This is a genomic window from Frondihabitans australicus, assembly GCF_003634555.1.
Classification (GTDB): Bacteria; Actinomycetota; Actinomycetes; order Actinomycetales; family Microbacteriaceae; genus Frondihabitans; species Frondihabitans australicus.
Map to the genome: position 1 here is coordinate 863,837 of NZ_RBKS01000001.1, position 15,922 is coordinate 879,758.

At 70.7% G+C, this 15,922-nt stretch carries 10 protein-coding genes; 5 read left to right on the plus strand and 5 right to left on the minus strand.

Annotated elements, in window-relative coordinates:
- The first annotated feature begins 136 nt into the window (after window positions 1-136).
- The 3 genes from C8E83_RS03995 (at window position 137) to C8E83_RS04005 (ending at window position 5,230) form a co-directional block, all read left to right on the plus strand.
- A complete protein-coding gene (locus C8E83_RS03995; RefSeq protein ID WP_121368546.1) occupies window positions 137-1,921 on the plus strand; it encodes a DUF8094 domain-containing protein in 1,785 nt (594 codons plus the stop codon).
- The gene (locus C8E83_RS04000; protein ID WP_121368547.1) at window positions 1,918-2,889 is read left to right on the plus strand and encodes a tetratricopeptide repeat protein; all 972 of its coding nucleotides are present in this window, start codon (window positions 1,918-1,920) and stop codon (window positions 2,887-2,889) included. The genes C8E83_RS03995 and C8E83_RS04000 overlap by 4 nt, the downstream gene beginning before the upstream one ends.
- A gap of 160 nt (window positions 2,890-3,049) precedes the next feature.
- The gene (locus tag C8E83_RS04005; protein ID WP_121368548.1) at window positions 3,050-5,230 is read left to right on the plus strand and encodes an MMPL family transporter; all 2,181 of its coding nucleotides are present in this window, start codon (window positions 3,050-3,052) and stop codon (window positions 5,228-5,230) included.
- 2 nt (window positions 5,231-5,232) lie between these two features.
- On the opposite strand, the gene glgB is transcribed toward C8E83_RS04005, so the two are convergent.
- The 4 genes from glgB to glgX form a co-directional block, all read right to left on the minus strand.
- Window positions 5,233-7,419, minus strand: coding sequence for a 1,4-alpha-glucan branching protein GlgB (gene glgB / locus C8E83_RS04010; protein ID WP_121368549.1), 2,187 nt, complete (start codon window positions 7,417-7,419; stop codon window positions 5,233-5,235).
- Between the two features lie 11 nt (window positions 7,420-7,430).
- The gene (locus C8E83_RS04015; protein ID WP_121368550.1) at window positions 7,431-9,521 is read right to left on the minus strand and encodes an alpha-1,4-glucan--maltose-1-phosphate maltosyltransferase; all 2,091 of its coding nucleotides are present in this window, start codon (window positions 9,519-9,521) and stop codon (window positions 7,431-7,433) included.
- A 172-nt stretch (window positions 9,522-9,693) separates the two neighbouring features.
- Entirely contained in the window at window positions 9,694-10,173 is a 480-nt protein-coding gene (ybaK, locus tag C8E83_RS04020) for a Cys-tRNA(Pro) deacylase (protein WP_121368551.1), read from the minus strand.
- Window positions 10,170-12,233, minus strand: coding sequence for a glycogen debranching protein GlgX (gene glgX, locus C8E83_RS04025; protein WP_121368552.1), 2,064 nt, complete (start codon window positions 12,231-12,233; stop codon window positions 10,170-10,172). The genes ybaK and glgX overlap by 4 nt, the downstream gene beginning before the upstream one ends.
- Window positions 12,234-12,314: 81 nt before the next feature.
- Here glgX and C8E83_RS04030 point away from each other — a divergent pair, with 81 nt between their 5' ends.
- Window positions 12,315-13,547 carry a cysteine desulfurase family protein gene (locus C8E83_RS04030; protein WP_121368553.1) on the plus strand — a complete coding sequence of 411 codons (1,233 nt, stop codon included), beginning with the start codon at window positions 12,315-12,317 and terminating at the stop codon, window positions 13,545-13,547.
- On the opposite strand, the gene C8E83_RS04035 is transcribed toward C8E83_RS04030, so the two are convergent.
- Window positions 13,463-14,647, minus strand: a complete 1,185-nt coding sequence (locus tag C8E83_RS04035; RefSeq protein WP_170159837.1) for an MFS transporter — start codon at window positions 14,645-14,647, stop codon at window positions 13,463-13,465. The genes C8E83_RS04030 and C8E83_RS04035 overlap by 85 nt on opposite strands.
- Window positions 14,648-14,715: 68 nt before the next feature.
- On the opposite strand from C8E83_RS04035, the gene prfB reads away from it, so the two are divergent.
- Entirely contained in the window at window positions 14,716-15,822 is a 1,107-nt protein-coding gene (prfB, locus tag C8E83_RS04040) for a peptide chain release factor 2 (protein ID WP_121368555.1), read from the plus strand.
- Window positions 15,823-15,922 lie beyond the last annotated feature (100 nt).

The following is a 15,922-nucleotide window of genomic DNA, read 5'->3' on the forward strand; positions in this document are numbered from 1 at the left end:
GGGATACCCCTCCTCAGGGCGGAGGTAGGTTGCTCTCAGAGACGTCCGCTAACCTGAACCGTCTTAAATTCGCTGCCGCTCAGCCCGAGGGCGAGCCCGGTCCGATCCGGGTCGGCGGCACGAAGGGAGTGAACACGTGCGTTTCGTCATCGCCGTCATCACGCTGGTGGTGGCGGCCCTGCTGGTGCTGCTCGGCCTGGCCCAGCGGACCGTCTTCGCTCCGCCCTCGTCGGTGACCTCGTCGGTCTCGACCACGAAGTCCGACGCGACGCTCACCGTCATCAGCGCGAAGGCGCTGAAGGGCTACGCGGGCCGCGAGCACATCGTCATCTCGGGCAGCGACCAGACGATCATGGCGGCGTACGGCCGCACCAGCGACATCAAGGGGTGGGTGGGCGACGCGACCTACAACTCGGTGACCTTCGACAAGACCACCGGCAAGCTGGTCACGAAGAAGATCTCGGGCTCCGAGACGACCGTGCCGAATCCCCACGGCAGCGACCTCTGGTACCAGGAATACCGCGGCTCCACGCTCGACTTCTCGCTCGACGCGCCGAGCGACATCTCGCTCATCATCGCGACCGACGGCACGCACCCGGCCCCGTCGTCGATCTCCGTGACCTGGCCGCTCTCCACCGCGACGCCGCTGGTGGGCCCCCTGATCTCGGCCGGCCTGCTCGTCTTCCTCATCGGGATCCTGCTGTTCGTGTGGGCGATCCTGCACCACCGCCGCCTCCGCGGCCCGCGCCGCTCGTCCGGCGGTGGTCGCGGCCCGAAGCTGCCCCGGTCCGAGCGACCGCGCTCGGTCCGGTCGGGTCGCCGCACGGCCCTCGGCATCGAGAGCGGTTCGAAGAGGCGGACGCGCAGGATCATCGCGGTCGTCCCGGTCGTGGTCGTCGCCTCTGTCGCACTGGCAGGCTGCTCGCCCGACTACTGGCCCCAGCCCGCGAGCGGCGACGCCTCGAGCCAGGCGACGCCGACGGCCACGGCCACGACGGCTCCCGGCAACCAGCTCCAGCCGCCGGCCATCACGCAGACCCAGGCGACCGACATCATGCAGCGCGTCGTCTCGGTCGAGAACGTGGCCGACAAGTACTCGAGCGCCCGCGTCCTCGGCGGCCGCTTCGAGGGGCCGGCCCTCGCCCAGCGCTCCGCGTACTACACGATCAAGAAGACCGACAAGACGGCAGCCGCCCCGGTGACGATCCCCGAGGGCAAGCTCACGCTGACCCTGCCGCAGCAGACCGACACCTGGCCGCGCACCGTCTTCGTCGTCGTGCAGTCCTCGACGAGCACGACGACCGCCCCGGTCGGCGTCATGCTCAAGCAGGACTCCGCCCGCGACCCCTACAAGGTCGACTATCTCGTCGGTCTGGAGGCGCAGGCCAAGCTCACCAACCTCCCGCCGGCGTCGCTGGGGGCCGCGCGTCTCGCTCCCGACGTCAAGCTCCTGCTGGTGCAGCCCGACGCTCTCGCGGCCGACTACGCCGACATCCTCAAGAACGCCGACGCCAGCGACTTCGCGAAGTATTTCGACGCGACGGGCGACACGCTGCGCGACAAGATCGGCCGACCGTACAAGCTCGCGAAGGCCGCCAAGCTGCCGTCCACGGCCAAGATCGCCTACACGTCCGCCGTCGGGTCCGAGCCCAGCATCGCCCTCGCCACGAACGACGCCGGTGCGATCGTCTCCGTGTCGCTGAACGAGATCGAGACGGTCACGCCGACGAAGGCCGGCGCCGAGGTGAACACCGAGGGCGAGGTCAAGTCGCTCTCGGGTGTCGCGAAGTCCACCAAGGGCATCACCGCGACCTACGGCGTGCAGCTGCTGTTCTCCGTCCCGCCGGTGGGAAGCAAAGACAAGGTCGAGCTGTTGGGATTCAGCCAGGGCCTGATCTCCGCGAAAGAGGTGTCCAAGTGACCAACGTCCCCCCGTCCCCGGCGTCGCTCCGCGGCGCAGTCGACCTCTCCTCCCTCGTCAACCGCGCGCAGGCGCCTGCGCCGGCTCAGGGCGCAGGAGGCGGCGCCGCGCCGTCCGACACCACCCCGACCGGCACCCTGCCCTCCCTGGTCGTCGACGTCACCGACGCGACGTTCGGCGCGGTCGTCGAGCTCAGCCAGACGGTCCCGGTGATCGTCGACATCTGGGCGGAGTGGTGCGGCCCGTGCAAGCAGCTCTCGCCGATCCTCGAGAAGGTCGTGAACGAGTACGCCGGCCGGATGGTCCTCGCGAAGGTCGACGCCGACACGAACCCGCAGCTCACGCAGGCGTTCCAGGCTCAGTCGATCCCGACGGTCGCGGCGATCGTCGGCGGTCGACCGGTGTCGCTGTTCGTCGGCGCGCTGCCGGAGGCCCAGGTGCGCGACGTGCTCGAGCAGGTGCTCGAGCTGGCCGCGCAGAACGGCGTGACCGGCACCGTCGCCGTCGACGGTGACGCGCTGGCCGAGCCTGCGGGAGAGCCCGAGCCCGAACCACTGCCGCCGCACCACCAGGACGCCTACGACGCCATCGAGCGCGGCGACTACGAGGCGGCGCAGGCGGCCTATCGGACGGCGATCGCCCAGGACCCACGCGACCAGCTCGCCGTGGCGGGCCTGGCGCAGGTGTCGCTGCTCGCACGCCTGCAGGGGACGACGATGGCCGAGGTGAGGAACGCGGCTGCCGCGGCTCCTGCCGATGTCGATGCCCAGCTCGCGGTGGCCGACCTCGACGTGTCGGGAGGCCACATCGACGACGCGTTCGATCGCCTGCTGGCACTGTTCCCGTCGCTCGATGCCGACGGGAAGAACGCCGTGCGTACGCGGCTGCTGGAGTACTTCGAGATCGTCGGGACGGACGCCCCGAGCGTCGTCGCCGCCCGACGTCGCCTCACGATGCTCTTGTACTGAGCCGACGGAGCTTTGCGGCCGCCATCCACCCACGGGTGGAGGGCGGCCGCCGTCTTTCCACCCGCAGCCCGCCCTGGGGCCGTGGGGCGCCGATCGCCGCCGCGCCAGCCTGGACGAGGAGGTCGGCACGGTGCCGCCTCCACGGTGAAAGGCGGTTCCCATGGCTTCCCTCCTCGCCCGGATCGGCGGATTCAGCGCGCGACACCGATGGTGGGTGGTCGCGGCGTGGCTCGTGCTCCTGGTCGCCGCCGTCGGCTCGGCCGGCGCGTTCTCCAAGTCGCTCGAGTCGACGTTCACGATCGACGGCCTGCAGTCGATCGACACCCTGAACACGGTGCAGAAGGAGTTCCCCTCGGCGGGCGGCTCGGGCGGCGACGTCGTCTTCGCGGCTGCTGCGGGCCAGAAGCTCACCCCGGCCGACGCCCAGGCGGTCGCCGACCTCACGACGCGCCTGAAGTCCGTGCCCGGCGTCACCGGCGCGGTCGACCCGTTCACCGCGCCCGCCGCGGCGAAGACCCTCTCGCCCGACGGCCGCATCGGCTACGTCGCGGTCTCGATCAGCGGATCGGACCCCACGGCCGCGACGACCCGCGGCGTCGAGCACGCCATGGCCGCGGTGCGCAGCGACGACCTGCAGGTCGAGGCGTCGTCGGGCCTCGTGCCGGCCACCACGGCGTCGAGCAGTCAACTCGTCGGCATCGTCCTCGCCTTCGTGATCCTGTTCATCACGTTCGGATCGCTCCTCGCCGCGGGCCTGCCCCTCGTCACGGCCCTGTTCGGCCTGGGCACGAGTGTCGCCACGATCTACGCCTCGACGGCGTTCGTGAGCCTGAACTCGACCGCGCCCGTCCTCGCGATCCTGCTGTCGCTCGCCGTCGGCATCGACTACGCGCTCTTCATCGTCAACCGGCACCGTCGCAACCTCCTCGCCGGTGTGCCCGTGCGCGGGTCGATCCGGCTCGCGGTCGGCACCGCCGGCTCGGCCGTCTTCTTCGCCGCCGCGACCGTCATCGTGGCACTGGCGGGTCTCTCGGTCGTCGGCGTCGGATTCCTCACGCAGATGGGCCTCTCCGCGGCGTTCGGCGTGCTGGTGGCGCTCTTGGTCTCACTCACCCTCACCCCGGCGCTCCTGAGCGTCCTCGGCGTCCGCGTGCTGTCGAAGCGGGCCAGGCGCAGGATCGGCGAGACGACCGACGCGGAGCGCCGCACGCTCTCGACGCGCTGGGTCTCCGGAGTCCTGCGTCGCCCGGTCGTGTTCGTCGTCGCCGCGGTCGCGGTGCTGGCGATCCTCGCGGTGCCCCTCGCCGGACTCCGCCTCGGGCTGCCGAACGACGGCGACGACACCCCGGGTACGACCACCCGCGAGGCGTACGACCTCATGGCCGAGGGCTTCGGCGCCGGATTCGACGGCCCGATCCTGGTGCTCGCCCACGGCGCGACCGCGTCCGACGTGCCGGCCCTCGAGAAGGCCCTGGACGGCACCGACGTCGACCGCGTGATTCCCTCCGGGGTCGCAGGATCCGACGTCCTCCTCACCGTGATCCCCGAGTCCGGGCCGTCCGACGCCGCCACCGAGACACTCGTGCACACCCTCCGGCGGTCGTCGGCTCAGCTCGGCCTCCCGCAGGGGGTCTCCCTCGAGGTGACGGGCACGACCGCCGTGGCGATCGACATCTCGCAGCGACTCCTCGAGGCGCTGCCGGTGTACCTCGCGCTGGTGGCGGGCTTCGCGTTCCTGCTGCTCATGGTGGTGTTCCGGTCGCTGCTGATCCCGCTGAAGGCGGTGCTGAGCTTCCTGCTGTCGCTCGGCGCGGCCCTCGGCGCGACCGTCGCGGTGTTCCAGTGGGGGTGGCTCGGCGGGCTCTTCCACGTGGATCCTGCGGCTCCGCTGCTGAGCTTCCTGCCGATCCTGGTCGTCGGGGTGCTGTTCGGCCTCTCCATGGACTACGAGATGTTCCTCGTCTCGGGCATGCGCGAACGACGCGCCCACGGCGACTCGTCGCCCGCCGCCGTCACGACGGGCTTCTCGAACGGGGCCAAGGTGGTCGCCGCTGCGGCGCTGATCATGATCGGCGTCTTCGGCAACGGCGCGGTGATGGGGCACGGCACCGTGCAGCCGATCGCGTTCGCGCTGGCCGTGGGCGTGCTCGTCGACGCCTTCGTGGTGCGGATGACGCTCGTGCCGGCGGTGATGCGCCTGTTCGGCGACGCGGCGTGGTGGCTGCCCCGGTGGCTCGACCGCGTGCTGCCGAACGCGGACGTGGAGGGTGCGGCGCTCGAGCGCGAGAAGACGGAGGGCGGGCGGCTCTCGGATCCTGCGCCCGCCCTCGTCGGAAGGTAGGGCTACTCGAGGCGCAGCCAGATCACGCCGAGAGGCGGCAGCGTCACGTCGGCGGACGCCGGGCGACCGGCCCACGGGTCGGCCGTCGCCGTGACGCTGCCCATGTTGCCCACTCCCGACCCGCCGTACTCCAGCGCGTCGGTGTTCAGGATCTCGTGCCACACGCCCGCCGCGGGCAGCCCGAGGCGCATCTGCACGGGCTGCCCCGAGAAGTTCGCGCAGACGGCGACGCGCGAACCGCCGGGCGTCTTGCGGAGGAACGCCACGACGCTCTGCTCGGCGGCGCCGCCGTCGATCCACTCGAAGCCGTCGGTGTCGAAGTCGTGCTGCCAGAGGGCAGGCTCGCCCTGGTACACGTGGTTGAGGGTCTTCACGAGCGAGTGCAGGCCCTGGTGGGTGGGCTGGTCGAGCATCCACCAGTCGAGGCCGCGCTGCTCGCTCCACTCCGAGGGCTGCCCGAACTCGGAGCCCATGAACAGCAGCTGCTTGCCCGGGTGGCCCCACATGAAGGCGAGGTAGGCGCGCAGGTTCGCGCGCTTCTGCCACTCGTCGCCGGGCATCTTGCCGTAGAGAGAGCCCTTCCCGTGCACGACCTCGTCGTGGCTGATCGGCAGCATGAAGTTCTCGCTGAACGCGTACACGAACGAGAACGTGATCTCGTTGTGGTGGTAGCTGCGGTACAGCGGGTCGCGCTGGATGTACTCGAGCGAGTCGTGCATCCAGCCCATGTTCCACTTCAGGCCGAAGCCGAGCCCTCCGTCGGCCGTGGGCCTCGTGACGCCGGGCCACGACGTGGACTCTTCGGCGATCATGACGATGCCGGGGTTCTTGCGGTAGGCAGTCGCATTCGCCTCCTGCAGGAACGAGATGGCCTCGAGGTTCTCGCGGCCGCCGAACTTGTTCGGCACCCACTCGCCGTCGTTGCGCGAGTAGTCGAGGTAGAGCATCGAGGCGACGGCGTCGACCCGGAGGCCGTCGATGTGAAACTCCTCGAGCCAGTAGAGCGCGTTGGCCACGAGGAAGTTGCGCACGTGCGAGTCGCCGAAGTTGAACACGAGGGTGCCCCAGTCGGGCTGCTCGCCGAGGCGCGGGTCGCTGTGCTCGTAGAGGGGCTGGCCGTCGAAGCGGGCGAGGGCCCACTCGTCCTTCGGGAAGTGCCCGGGCACCCAGTCCATGATCACGCCGATGCCGGCCTGGTGGAGCCGGTCGATCAGGTAGCGGAGGTCGTCGGGCGTGCCGAAGCGCGACGTCGGGGCGTAGTAGCCCGACACCTGGTAGCCCCACGAACCGCCGAACGGGTGCTCGGCGAGCGGCATGAACTCCACGTGGGTGAACCCGAGGTCGCCGACGTAGCCGATCAGCTGGTCGGCGAGGTCGCGGTACGACAGGCCGGGGCGCCAGGAGCCGACGTGCAGCTCGTACACGCTCATCGGCTTCGACCACGGCTGGCTCGACGCCCGGCCCTCCATCCACGCGGTGTCCTGCCACTCGTGGAACGCCTTCGTGATCACGGAGCCGGTCGCGGGCGGGGTCTCCGCCTGACGGGCCATCGGATCGGCGCGGTCGACCCAGCGGCCGTCGGCGGTGAGGATCTCGTACTTGTAGACGCCGTCGGTGAGGCCGGGCACGAACAGCTCCCAGACGCCGTTGCCGTCGAGGCGGCGCATGGCGTGGGCGACGCCGTGCCAGCCGTTGAAGTCCCCCTTGACTCTCACTGCCTGCGCGTGCGGCGCCCACACCGAGAACGCGGTGCCGACGGTGCCCTGGTGCTCGCGCACGTGCGAGCCGAAGACCCGCCAGAGCTCTTCGTGGCGGCCCTCGCCGAAGAGGTACAGGTCGACGTCGCCGACGGTCGGCCAGAAGCGGTACGGGTCGTCGGTGGTCCACGCGCCGGAGGCGTCGTAGGTCGCCTCGACGCGGTAGGCGCCCGGCTCGATGATGGCCAGCGCCTCCCAGATGCCGTGCGAGACGTGCGCCATGGCGAGGCGTGCCCCGGTCTCGAGCACGAGCGTGACGCTCTGAGCGAGAGGGCGGAGGACGCGCACGAGCACGCCCGAGTCGAGGTGGTGCGGGCCCAGGATCTGGTGCGGGTGCGGGTGCGACCCGATCGACACGAGGTACGCCTCGTGGCCGTCGAGCGGCGGGACGAGCTGGGTGTCGGTGCGGGGTGTGGCGCTTCCGGTGGTCATGGTGCTGCCTCCTAGGGGGCGCGGTTGTAGTCGACGCTGAGGATGTGCGCGGGCTCGACGAACGAGTCGAGGCGCACGTAGTCGTCGTCGGTCCAGGTCCAGGACTGCTGGGTGATGAGGTCGCGCACGGTGAACCGGCTGCCGGGCTCCAGGCCGATCGCCCGGAGGTCCAGGTGCACGGTCGTGTCGCGGGCCGAGTGCGGGTCGGTGTTGACGACGACGATGATCGCGTCGGACCGCCCCGAGCGGATGTGCCTGCCGTCGAGGTACTTCGAGTAGACGAGGATCGCGTCGTCGTCGGAGGAGTGCACGGTCAGGTTGCGCAGCTGGCGGAGGGCGGGGTGCGCGCCGCGGATCCGGTTCAACTGGGTCAAGTACGGGGCGATGGAGGCGCCCGCGGCCTCCTCGCCGGCCCAGTCGCGCGGCTTAAACTCGTACTTCTCGTTGTCGATGTTCTCTTCCGAGCCCGGGCGGGCGACGTTCTCGATCAGCTCGTAGCCCGAGTACACGCCCCACGTCGGCGACGCGGTGGCGGCGATCGCGGCGCGGATCTTGTACGCGGGCACGCCGCCGTACTGCAGGTACGGCGTCAGGATGTCGTGGGTGTTGACGAAGAAGTTCGGGCGGAACCACGGGCTCGTGACCTTCGAGATCTCGTGGAGGTACTCCTCGAGCTCCCACTTCTCGTTGCGCCAGGTGAAGTAGGTGTACGACTGCTGGAACCCGACCTGCGCCAGGGCCTGCATCATCGCCGGCTTGGTGAACGCCTCCGCGAGGAAGACGACCTCGGGGTGGTCGCTGCGGATGTCCTCCAGCAGCCACTCCCAGAAGTGCACCGGCTTGGTGTGCGGGTTGTCGACGCGGAAGATGGTGACGCCGCGATCGATCCAGAACCGAACGATCCGCAGGATCTCGCGGCTGAGGCCCTCGTAGTCGTTGTCGAAGTTGAGCGGGTAGATGTCCTGGTACTTCTTCGGCGGGTTCTCGGCGTACGCGATGGTGCCGTCCGGCAGCGCCGTGAACCACTCCGGGTGCTCGGTGACCCACGGGTGGTCGGGCGAGCACTGCAGGGCCAGGTCGAGGGCGAGCTCGAGGCCGACGTTCTTCGCCGCGCCGACGAACCACTCGAAGTCGGCGAGGGTGCCGAGCTCGGGGTGGACGGCGTCGTGGCCGCCGTCAGCCGAGCCGATCGCATAGGGCGAGCCCGGATCGTTGGGGCCGGCGTCGAGGGTGTTGTTCGGACCCTTGCGGAAGGTGCGGCCGATCGGGTGCACCGGCGGGATGTACACCACGTCGAAGCCCATGCGCGCGATGGCCGGAAGGCGCTTTGCCGCGGTGCGGAAGGTGCCGCTCTGCCACGACCCGTCGTCGCGCTTCTTGGCGCCCTCCGAGCGCGGGAAGAACTCGTACCAGTTGCCGACGGCGGCGCGGCTCCGCTCGACGCGGACGTGCTTCTTCGCGCTCTGGGTGATGAGGCTCGCGAGCGGCCGCGCGAAGATCGCGGCGTTCAGGCGACTGTCGGTGGCGACCTTGAGCCGGGCCTGCGGGCTCAGGGCGGCGTTGCCGAGGGCACGGGCGGCGTCGGCGAGGAGGGCGTTGGACGAGTCGCGCTTCGAGGCCCTTTCCAGCAGGAGCCGACCGGAGGCGAGCACGTTGTCGATGTCCTGCCCGGCCGGGATCTTGATCTCGGCCGTGTGCAGCCACGTCGCCCAGTCGTCGGTCCAGGCCTCGACCTGCCAGGTGTAGGTGCCCTCGGCCTCGAACAGCCACTCGGTGCTCCAGAGGTCGGTGCCAGGGATGCCCGCGGTCATCCGCTGCCGACGGACGGCGCCGGTCGGCTCGGTGACGACGATGGCCGCGTCGATGACGTCGTGGCCCTCGCGGAAGACCGTCGCCTCGAACGGCACGACCTCGCCGACGAACGCCTTGGTGTCGAACGCGTCGTCGGGGGTGCGCGGCCTCAGCCCCGCGATCGGGATCCGGCCGGTGATGGTTCTGGCCGGGCTCTGCCCGACTCTGGACTGTTCTCTGGTCACCACGACACCGACGCTACCCGGTCCGCGACGGCGCGGGTCTGAGATTGCCCCCCGCTTTGGGTGCATGCGTCGACATGAATTCGCTTGTCCGCACTATGGGGGACCGCTAATGTCGTCATCACAGCAACGGAAGGTCAGCTGAACGACCATCCCGACGAACCGTCCGCAGCTGTCTCTCGCTCCGCCGGCGCACTCCTGCGCCCGCGCCGGTGCCGGGTCCCCGCCCGAATGGGACCCGTCACCGGGCGATGGCGGCGAACGTCCCTCCGGTGGCCCGGGCGAGGTCGCCCGGCGTCAGCTCGACGTCGAATCCGCGTCGTCCGCCCGAGACGAAGACCGTGTCGTAGAGCTCGGCCGTCTCGTCGATCACCGTGGCCAGCGCCGTCTTCTGCCCGACGGGGCTGATCCCGCCGACCACGTAGCCCGTGCGTCTCTGGGCGAGCGCAGGATCAGCGAGTGCCGCCTTCTTCGCGCCGACCGCCGCCGCGAACGCCTTCAGGTCCACCCGCCCCGACACTGGCACGACCGCCACGGCGAGGGCGTCGTCCGTCTGCAGCACGAGGGTCTTGAACACCTGCCCCTCGTCGAGGCCGAGCAGGGCCGCGGCCTCCTCGCCGAAGTTCGTCGCTGTCTCCTGGTGCTCGTAGGTGTGCGCCGTGAAGGCGATCCCCGCTCGCTCGAGCGCGAGCGTGGCCGGAGTGCCGGGGGAGGAACTCACGACACCTTCCACAGCGTCACCGTCGGGCCCACGACGTCGTAGAGGTCGCCGGGCTTCCGCGGCGTGGGGTCGAACGTGTCGCCGCTGGTCCACAGGGCCTCGTACGAGCGGACCCCGCGATGCTCGGGGAGCGTCACGGCGACGCTCGACTCGGAGCCGTGGATGCTCACGAGGACCCGGTTGAACTCCTCGAGCTCGGGCGTGGAGGCGGCGAGGTACTGGAGGGTGCGTCGGTGCGGGTCGTTCCAGGCGTCGCCGGCCACCTCTGCTCCTGCGGCATCGAACCAGGTCATGTCGGTCGCCGACAGCGTGACCTGGCCCATGGTGCCGAAGCGGACCGGTCGGAGGGCGGGGTTCTCGCGGCGGTGGCGGATCAGCGCGCGGGTGTCGGCCAGCAGGGCGGCCTTCTCGTCGTCGAGGATCCAGTCGACCCAGCTGGTCTCGTCGTCGGAGCAGTAGCCGTTGTTGTTGCCGCGCTGCGTGCGGCCGATCTCGTCGCCCGCGGTGAGCATGGGGATCCCGGCCGATAGGAACAGGGTCGCCAGGAGATTGCGGGAGGCGCGGCGGCGGGCGTCGATGATCCACGGGTTGTCGGTCGGCCCCTCGGCCCCGTGGTTGAACGACCGGTTGTCGTCGGTGCCGTCGCGGTTGTCCTCGCCGTTGCGGAGGTTGTGCTTCGCGTCGTACGAGACGAGGTCGGCCAGGGTGAAGCCGTCGTGGGCCGTGATGAGGTTGACGCCGGCCAGCGGGCCGCGGTCGTGCGCGTAGATGTTGCTCGACCCGGAGATCTTTGACGCGAAGCTGCCGAGGCCGTTCGCGGCGACCCCTCCGCCGCGGGCGTCGGCGATGTCGCGCAGCCAGAAGTCGCGCGCGCGATTGCGGAAGCGGTCGTTCCACTCGCTCCAGCCGTCGGGGAAGTTGCCGGTCTGCCAGCCGCCGAGCCCGACGTCCCACGGCTCCGCGATGAGCTTGACCCCGGCCAGAGCCTCGTCGTCGCGGATAGCTCTCAGCAGCGGTTCCTCGCTGCTGAACACGGCGTCGGTGCCGCGCCCGAGCGTCGCCGCCAGGTCGAAGCGGAACCCGTCGATCTGGCACTCGTTCGCCCAGTACCGCAGCGAGTCGAGGACGAGACGGGCGCCGGCCGGCAGCGACGTGTCGAACGTGTTGCCGCAGCCGGTCACGTCGATCGGGTGACCCGCCTGGTTGTGCCGGTAGTAGGCGCCGTCGAGACCGCGGAAGCTCGTGACCGGGCCGCCCTCGCCCTCCTCGGCCGTGTGGTTGTAGACCACGTCGAGCCAGACCTCGATGCCCGCCGCGTGCAGCAGCCGCACCATGCCCTTGAACTCGCGCAGGATCGCGCTCGGCCCGCCCAGCTGCGCCTCGCGCGACGCGTACGCCGGATGCGGCGCGAAGTACGACAGCGTGTTGTAGCCCCAGTAGTTCTCGAAGCCCTGCTCGACCAGACGCTGCTCGTCGACGTGGTGATGCACCGGCAGAAGCTGCACGGCCGTCACGCCGAGAGCGGTCAGGTGCGCGATCGTCGACTCGTGGGCGAGGCCCGCGTACGTTCCGCGCAGGTCGTCGGGCACCGCCGGGTTCAGCCTCGTGAGCCCCCTCACGTGCGCCTCGTAGACCACGGTGTGATCCAGCGGCACCGCCGGCTTCTCCACCCCGCCCCAGTCGAACGACTCGTCGACGACGATCGACCGCCACTCGCCGCGGCCCGTGCGCGCCAGCCCCCGCGCGTAGGGATCGAGCAGGTTGACCGCAGGATCGAAAGGCGTCACGACCCCGGCGTCGCTCACCCGGTCGCCGTCCGCCCGCAGCCAGTAGCGCCTCCCGGGCGTCAGCCGCGGGTCGGAGCCCGTCCACACCCCGGACGCGTCGCGCGTCAGCGGAACGACCCGCTCGGTCGGAGCGTCGTCGATCACGAGGTCGATCGACGACGCCGCCCCCGACCACACGCGCAGCGTCGGGCCGGCCTCGCCCCACCGCACGCCGAGGTCACGGAACGGATCGGCCTTCGGGGGCGCGGCGCTCACCAGGTCGACGTCGGACATGCGATCTAGAGTAGTGAACCGGACGATGCCGGATTTCCGAGATCGGAAACACGGCCGAAACGTAGGCAGGAGGCCCGGCCCATGGCCGTCTATCTCGACCACGCGGCGACAACCCCCATGCTGCCCGAGGCGATCCAGGCCTACACCGCCGCGCTCTCGACCGTCGGGAACCCCTCGTCCATCCACAGCGACGGGCAGAACGCCAAGCGGGTGCTCGAGGAGGCACGAGAGACGGTCGCCGCCTCCCTCGGCTGCGACCCGATCGAGGTCGTGTTCACCTCGGGCGGCACCGAATCGGTGAACCTCGCGGTGAAGGGACTCTGGTGGGCCCGGCAGGAGGGGCCGGTGAAGCGCCCCCGGATCCTGGTGCCCGGAGGCGAGCACCACGCGACCGTCGACACCGTCGAGTGGCTCGAGCGGTACGAGGGCGCCGTCATCGACTGGCTGCCCGTCGACGCCTACGGCCGCATCGTGCTCTCGGCGCTCGCCGCGGCGCTGGAGGCGCACGACGACGTCGCGCTCGTGACGTTCCTCTGGGTGAACAACGAGGTCGGGACGATCCAGCCCGTCGACGAGATCGTGGCGCTCGCCGCCGCCCACGGCGTGCCGACGCACTGCGACGCGGTGGCGGCGTACGGCCAGGTGCCCCTCGACTTCCGCTCGATCGGCCTCGACGCGCTGAGCGTGTCGGCGCACAAGGTGGGCGGCCCCATCGGGATCGGAGCCCTCGTGCTGTCGCGCGCGGCGACGGTGGTGCCGCTGATCCACGGCGGCGGCCAGCAGCGCCAGGTGCGCAGCGGCACGCAGGACGCCCCGGCGGCCGTGGCGTTCGCGGTGGCCGCCCGGCACGCGTCGCGCCCCGAGAGCGCGGGGGAGTACGCCCGGCTGCGCGATCGCGTCGTCGACGGCGTTCTGGCGAGGGTGCCGTCCGCGATCCTGCGAGGAGACCCGGTCGACCGGCTGCCCGGCAACGCGCACTTCACCTTCCCGGGCTGCGAGGGCGACTCTCTGCTGTTCCTCTTGGATGCGGCGGGCGTCTCGGTGTCGACCGGGTCGGCGTGCCAGGCGGGGATCCCCGAGGCGTCGCACGTGCTCCTCGCCATGGGGCTCTCGGATGACGAGGCCCGCGGAGCGCTCCGGATCACGGTGGGGCACTCGACGACCGACGCCGATGTCGACGCGTTCCTCGACGCCCTGCCCGACGCCGTGGCGCGTGCGACGAGGGCGGGCTACGCGGCGCGCGAGACGCGCCTGAGCGGCACCCACGCGCAGACGCCGCAGAGCACCGCGACTCCGACGAACGCGGCCAGGTAGCCGACCACGGGGGCGAGCGCCGCCAGGATCATCGGCAGGAAGAACCCGGCGTAGCTCACCGAGTAGAAGATCGCGGTCAGCCCGGCGAGGTCGTTCCCGTCGGCCATCGCCTGCACCGCCGACAGCCCGGCCACCATGCACAGGCCGTAGCCGGCGCCGAAGATCGGAGCGGCGACGAGCACGGCCGCGATCGACGAGTCGAGGGCGGCGGCGACCAGGATCACGGCGCCGATCCCGGCGAGTGCCACCCCGACGGTTCCCGACCGACCGTGCAGGGCCCGGTCGATGGCCGCGAACGCGAGCTGCACGGACGTCCCGACGCCGAGCGTGATGACGGTGGCGAGGGTCGCGAAGGCGACGTCGAGGTGCCCGGTCCGAGCCGTCACGAGACTCGGCCCCACGGCGAAGGCGAGAGCGGAGGCCCCGAAGATCCACGGCGCGATGGGGAGGACTCGGCGCAGGAACACGCCCCGGATCGCCGGGCGGATCCGGACGTCGCCGATGATCGCCGTGATCGACGGGTCCGGCTGCCGGGTCTCGGCGGCTCCCAGGACGACCACCAGGCCGACGAGCGTCGCGGCGATCTGGACCGCATACGGCAGGATCGTCGGCCACGGCCCCCACTGAGCGAGTACGCCCGCCACACCCGCCCCGCCGCCGAAGCCGAGCGAGAGCGTGATCGACGCACGTCGCGCCCCCGCCTGACCCTGCCCGCTCGCCTCGGAGAGCTCCTTGATCCAGCTCGATCCGACGACCATCGCCACGGCGACGCTCACGCCGCTGAGGAACCGGCCCGCGCACATGCCGGCGATCGTGGAGCTTCCGAGGGCCAGGATCACGCTGCCCGCGATGCCGATCGGCAGCCCGGCGAGCATGATCCGCCTGCGGCCCCACCGGTCGGACCACGTGCCGGCGAGCAGGAACCCGGGAACGAGGCCGATGACGTAGACGGCGAGGAAGAGGTCGACCTGCACCTGGTCGTACCCGTCGATCGACCGGTACATGAGCATGAGAGGGATGAAGTGGTTTCCGCCCCAGGCCAGCGCCGCCACCGCCGGGGCCACTCGGAGGAAGCCGCGAGGGTCGTCGGTTCGGGTCACGCCACCAGCCTGGCACGCTCCGCCGGCGCCACCAGCCATGCACGCTCCGCCGACTAGACTCGAAAACCATGATCGAGCTCGACTTCTCCGACCGGATCGCGGCCCTGCGCTCCACCTTCGCCGACATCTCCGCCGTGGTCGGCCCGGAGCGCCTCGAGGCGGAGATCGCCGACCTCGAGAAGCAGGCGAGCGACCCCGAGCTCTGGAACGACACCGAGAACGCCCAGAAGGTGACGTCGGCGCTCAGCCACCGCAAGTCCGAGCTCGAGAAGATCACCACGACCGCGCAGCGGCTCGACGACCTCGAGGTGCTCGTCGAGCTCGCGAACGAGGGCGACGACCAGGAGTCCGCCGACGAGGCGACCGCCGAGCTGGCGAGCATCCAGAAGATGATGGACACCCTCGAGGTCCAGACCCTCCTCGACGGCGAGTACGACCCGCGCCCCGCGGTCATCACGATCCGGTCGGGCGCCGGCGGCGTCGACGCCGCCGACTTCGCCGAGATGCTGCTGCGCATGTACCTCCGGTACGCCGAGCAGCACGGCTTCAAGACCACGGTGATGGACACCAGCTATGCCGAAGAGGCGGGCATCAAGTCGGCCACGTTCGAGGTCGACGCACCCTACGCCTTCGGCACGCTCAGCGTCGAGGCCGGCACGCACCGCCTCGTGCGGATGTCGCCGTTCGGCGCGGCCGGCAAGCGCCAGACCAGCTTCGCCGCCGTCGAGGTGATCCCGCTCATGGAGGAGACGGAGTCGATCGACATCCCCGAGAACGACATCCGCGTCGACGTCTTCCGCTCCTCCGGCCCCGGCGGCCAGTCCGTCAACACGACCGACTCCGCCGTCCGCATCACCCACCTGCCCACGGGCACGGTCGTGTCGATGCAGAACGAGAAGAGCCAGATCCAGAACCGCGCCGCGGCGATGCGCGTGCTGCAGTCGCGCCTGCTCCTGCTCAAGCGCGAGGAAGAGAACGCGAAGAAGAAAGAGCTCGCCGGCAACATCACGGCGTCGTGGGGCGACCAGATCCGCTCCTATGTGCTCGCGCCGTACCAGATGGTCAAAGACCTCCGGTCGGAGTACGAGGTCAACAACCCGTCGAACGTGTTCGACGGCGACCTCGACGGGTTCCTGTCGGCGGGCATCCGCTGGCGGAAGCGCAAGGAAGACTAAGTCTCTTCGATCCTGCGACCGGGTCGCGCTGTCGGCACGTTCCCAGGCGATTCCGAGGCTCGCCCGGGAGGCGCGCCTCCTGCCGTTTCGGCTGTACCCC

What these genes read in the sequence shown, in the direction of transcription:
- C8E83_RS04015 (WP_121368550.1), bottom strand. Translation starts at nt 9,521, where the DNA reads ATGCACCCAAAGCGGGGGGCAATCTCAGACCCGCGCCGTCGCGGACCG.
- glgB (WP_121368549.1), bottom strand. Translation starts at nt 7,419, where the DNA reads ATGACCACCGGAAGCGCCACACCCCGCACCGACACCCAGCTCGTCCCG.
- glgX (WP_121368552.1), bottom strand. Translation starts at nt 12,233, where the DNA reads ATGTCCGACGTCGACCTGGTGAGCGCCGCGCCCCCGAAGGCCGATCCG.
- C8E83_RS04030 (WP_121368553.1), top strand. Translation starts at nt 12,315, where the DNA reads ATGGCCGTCTATCTCGACCACGCGGCGACAACCCCCATGCTGCCCGAG.
- prfB (WP_121368555.1), top strand. Translation starts at nt 14,716, where the DNA reads ATGATCGAGCTCGACTTCTCCGACCGGATCGCGGCCCTGCGCTCCACC.
- C8E83_RS04005 (WP_121368548.1), top strand. Translation starts at nt 3,050, where the DNA reads ATGGCTTCCCTCCTCGCCCGGATCGGCGGATTCAGCGCGCGACACCGA.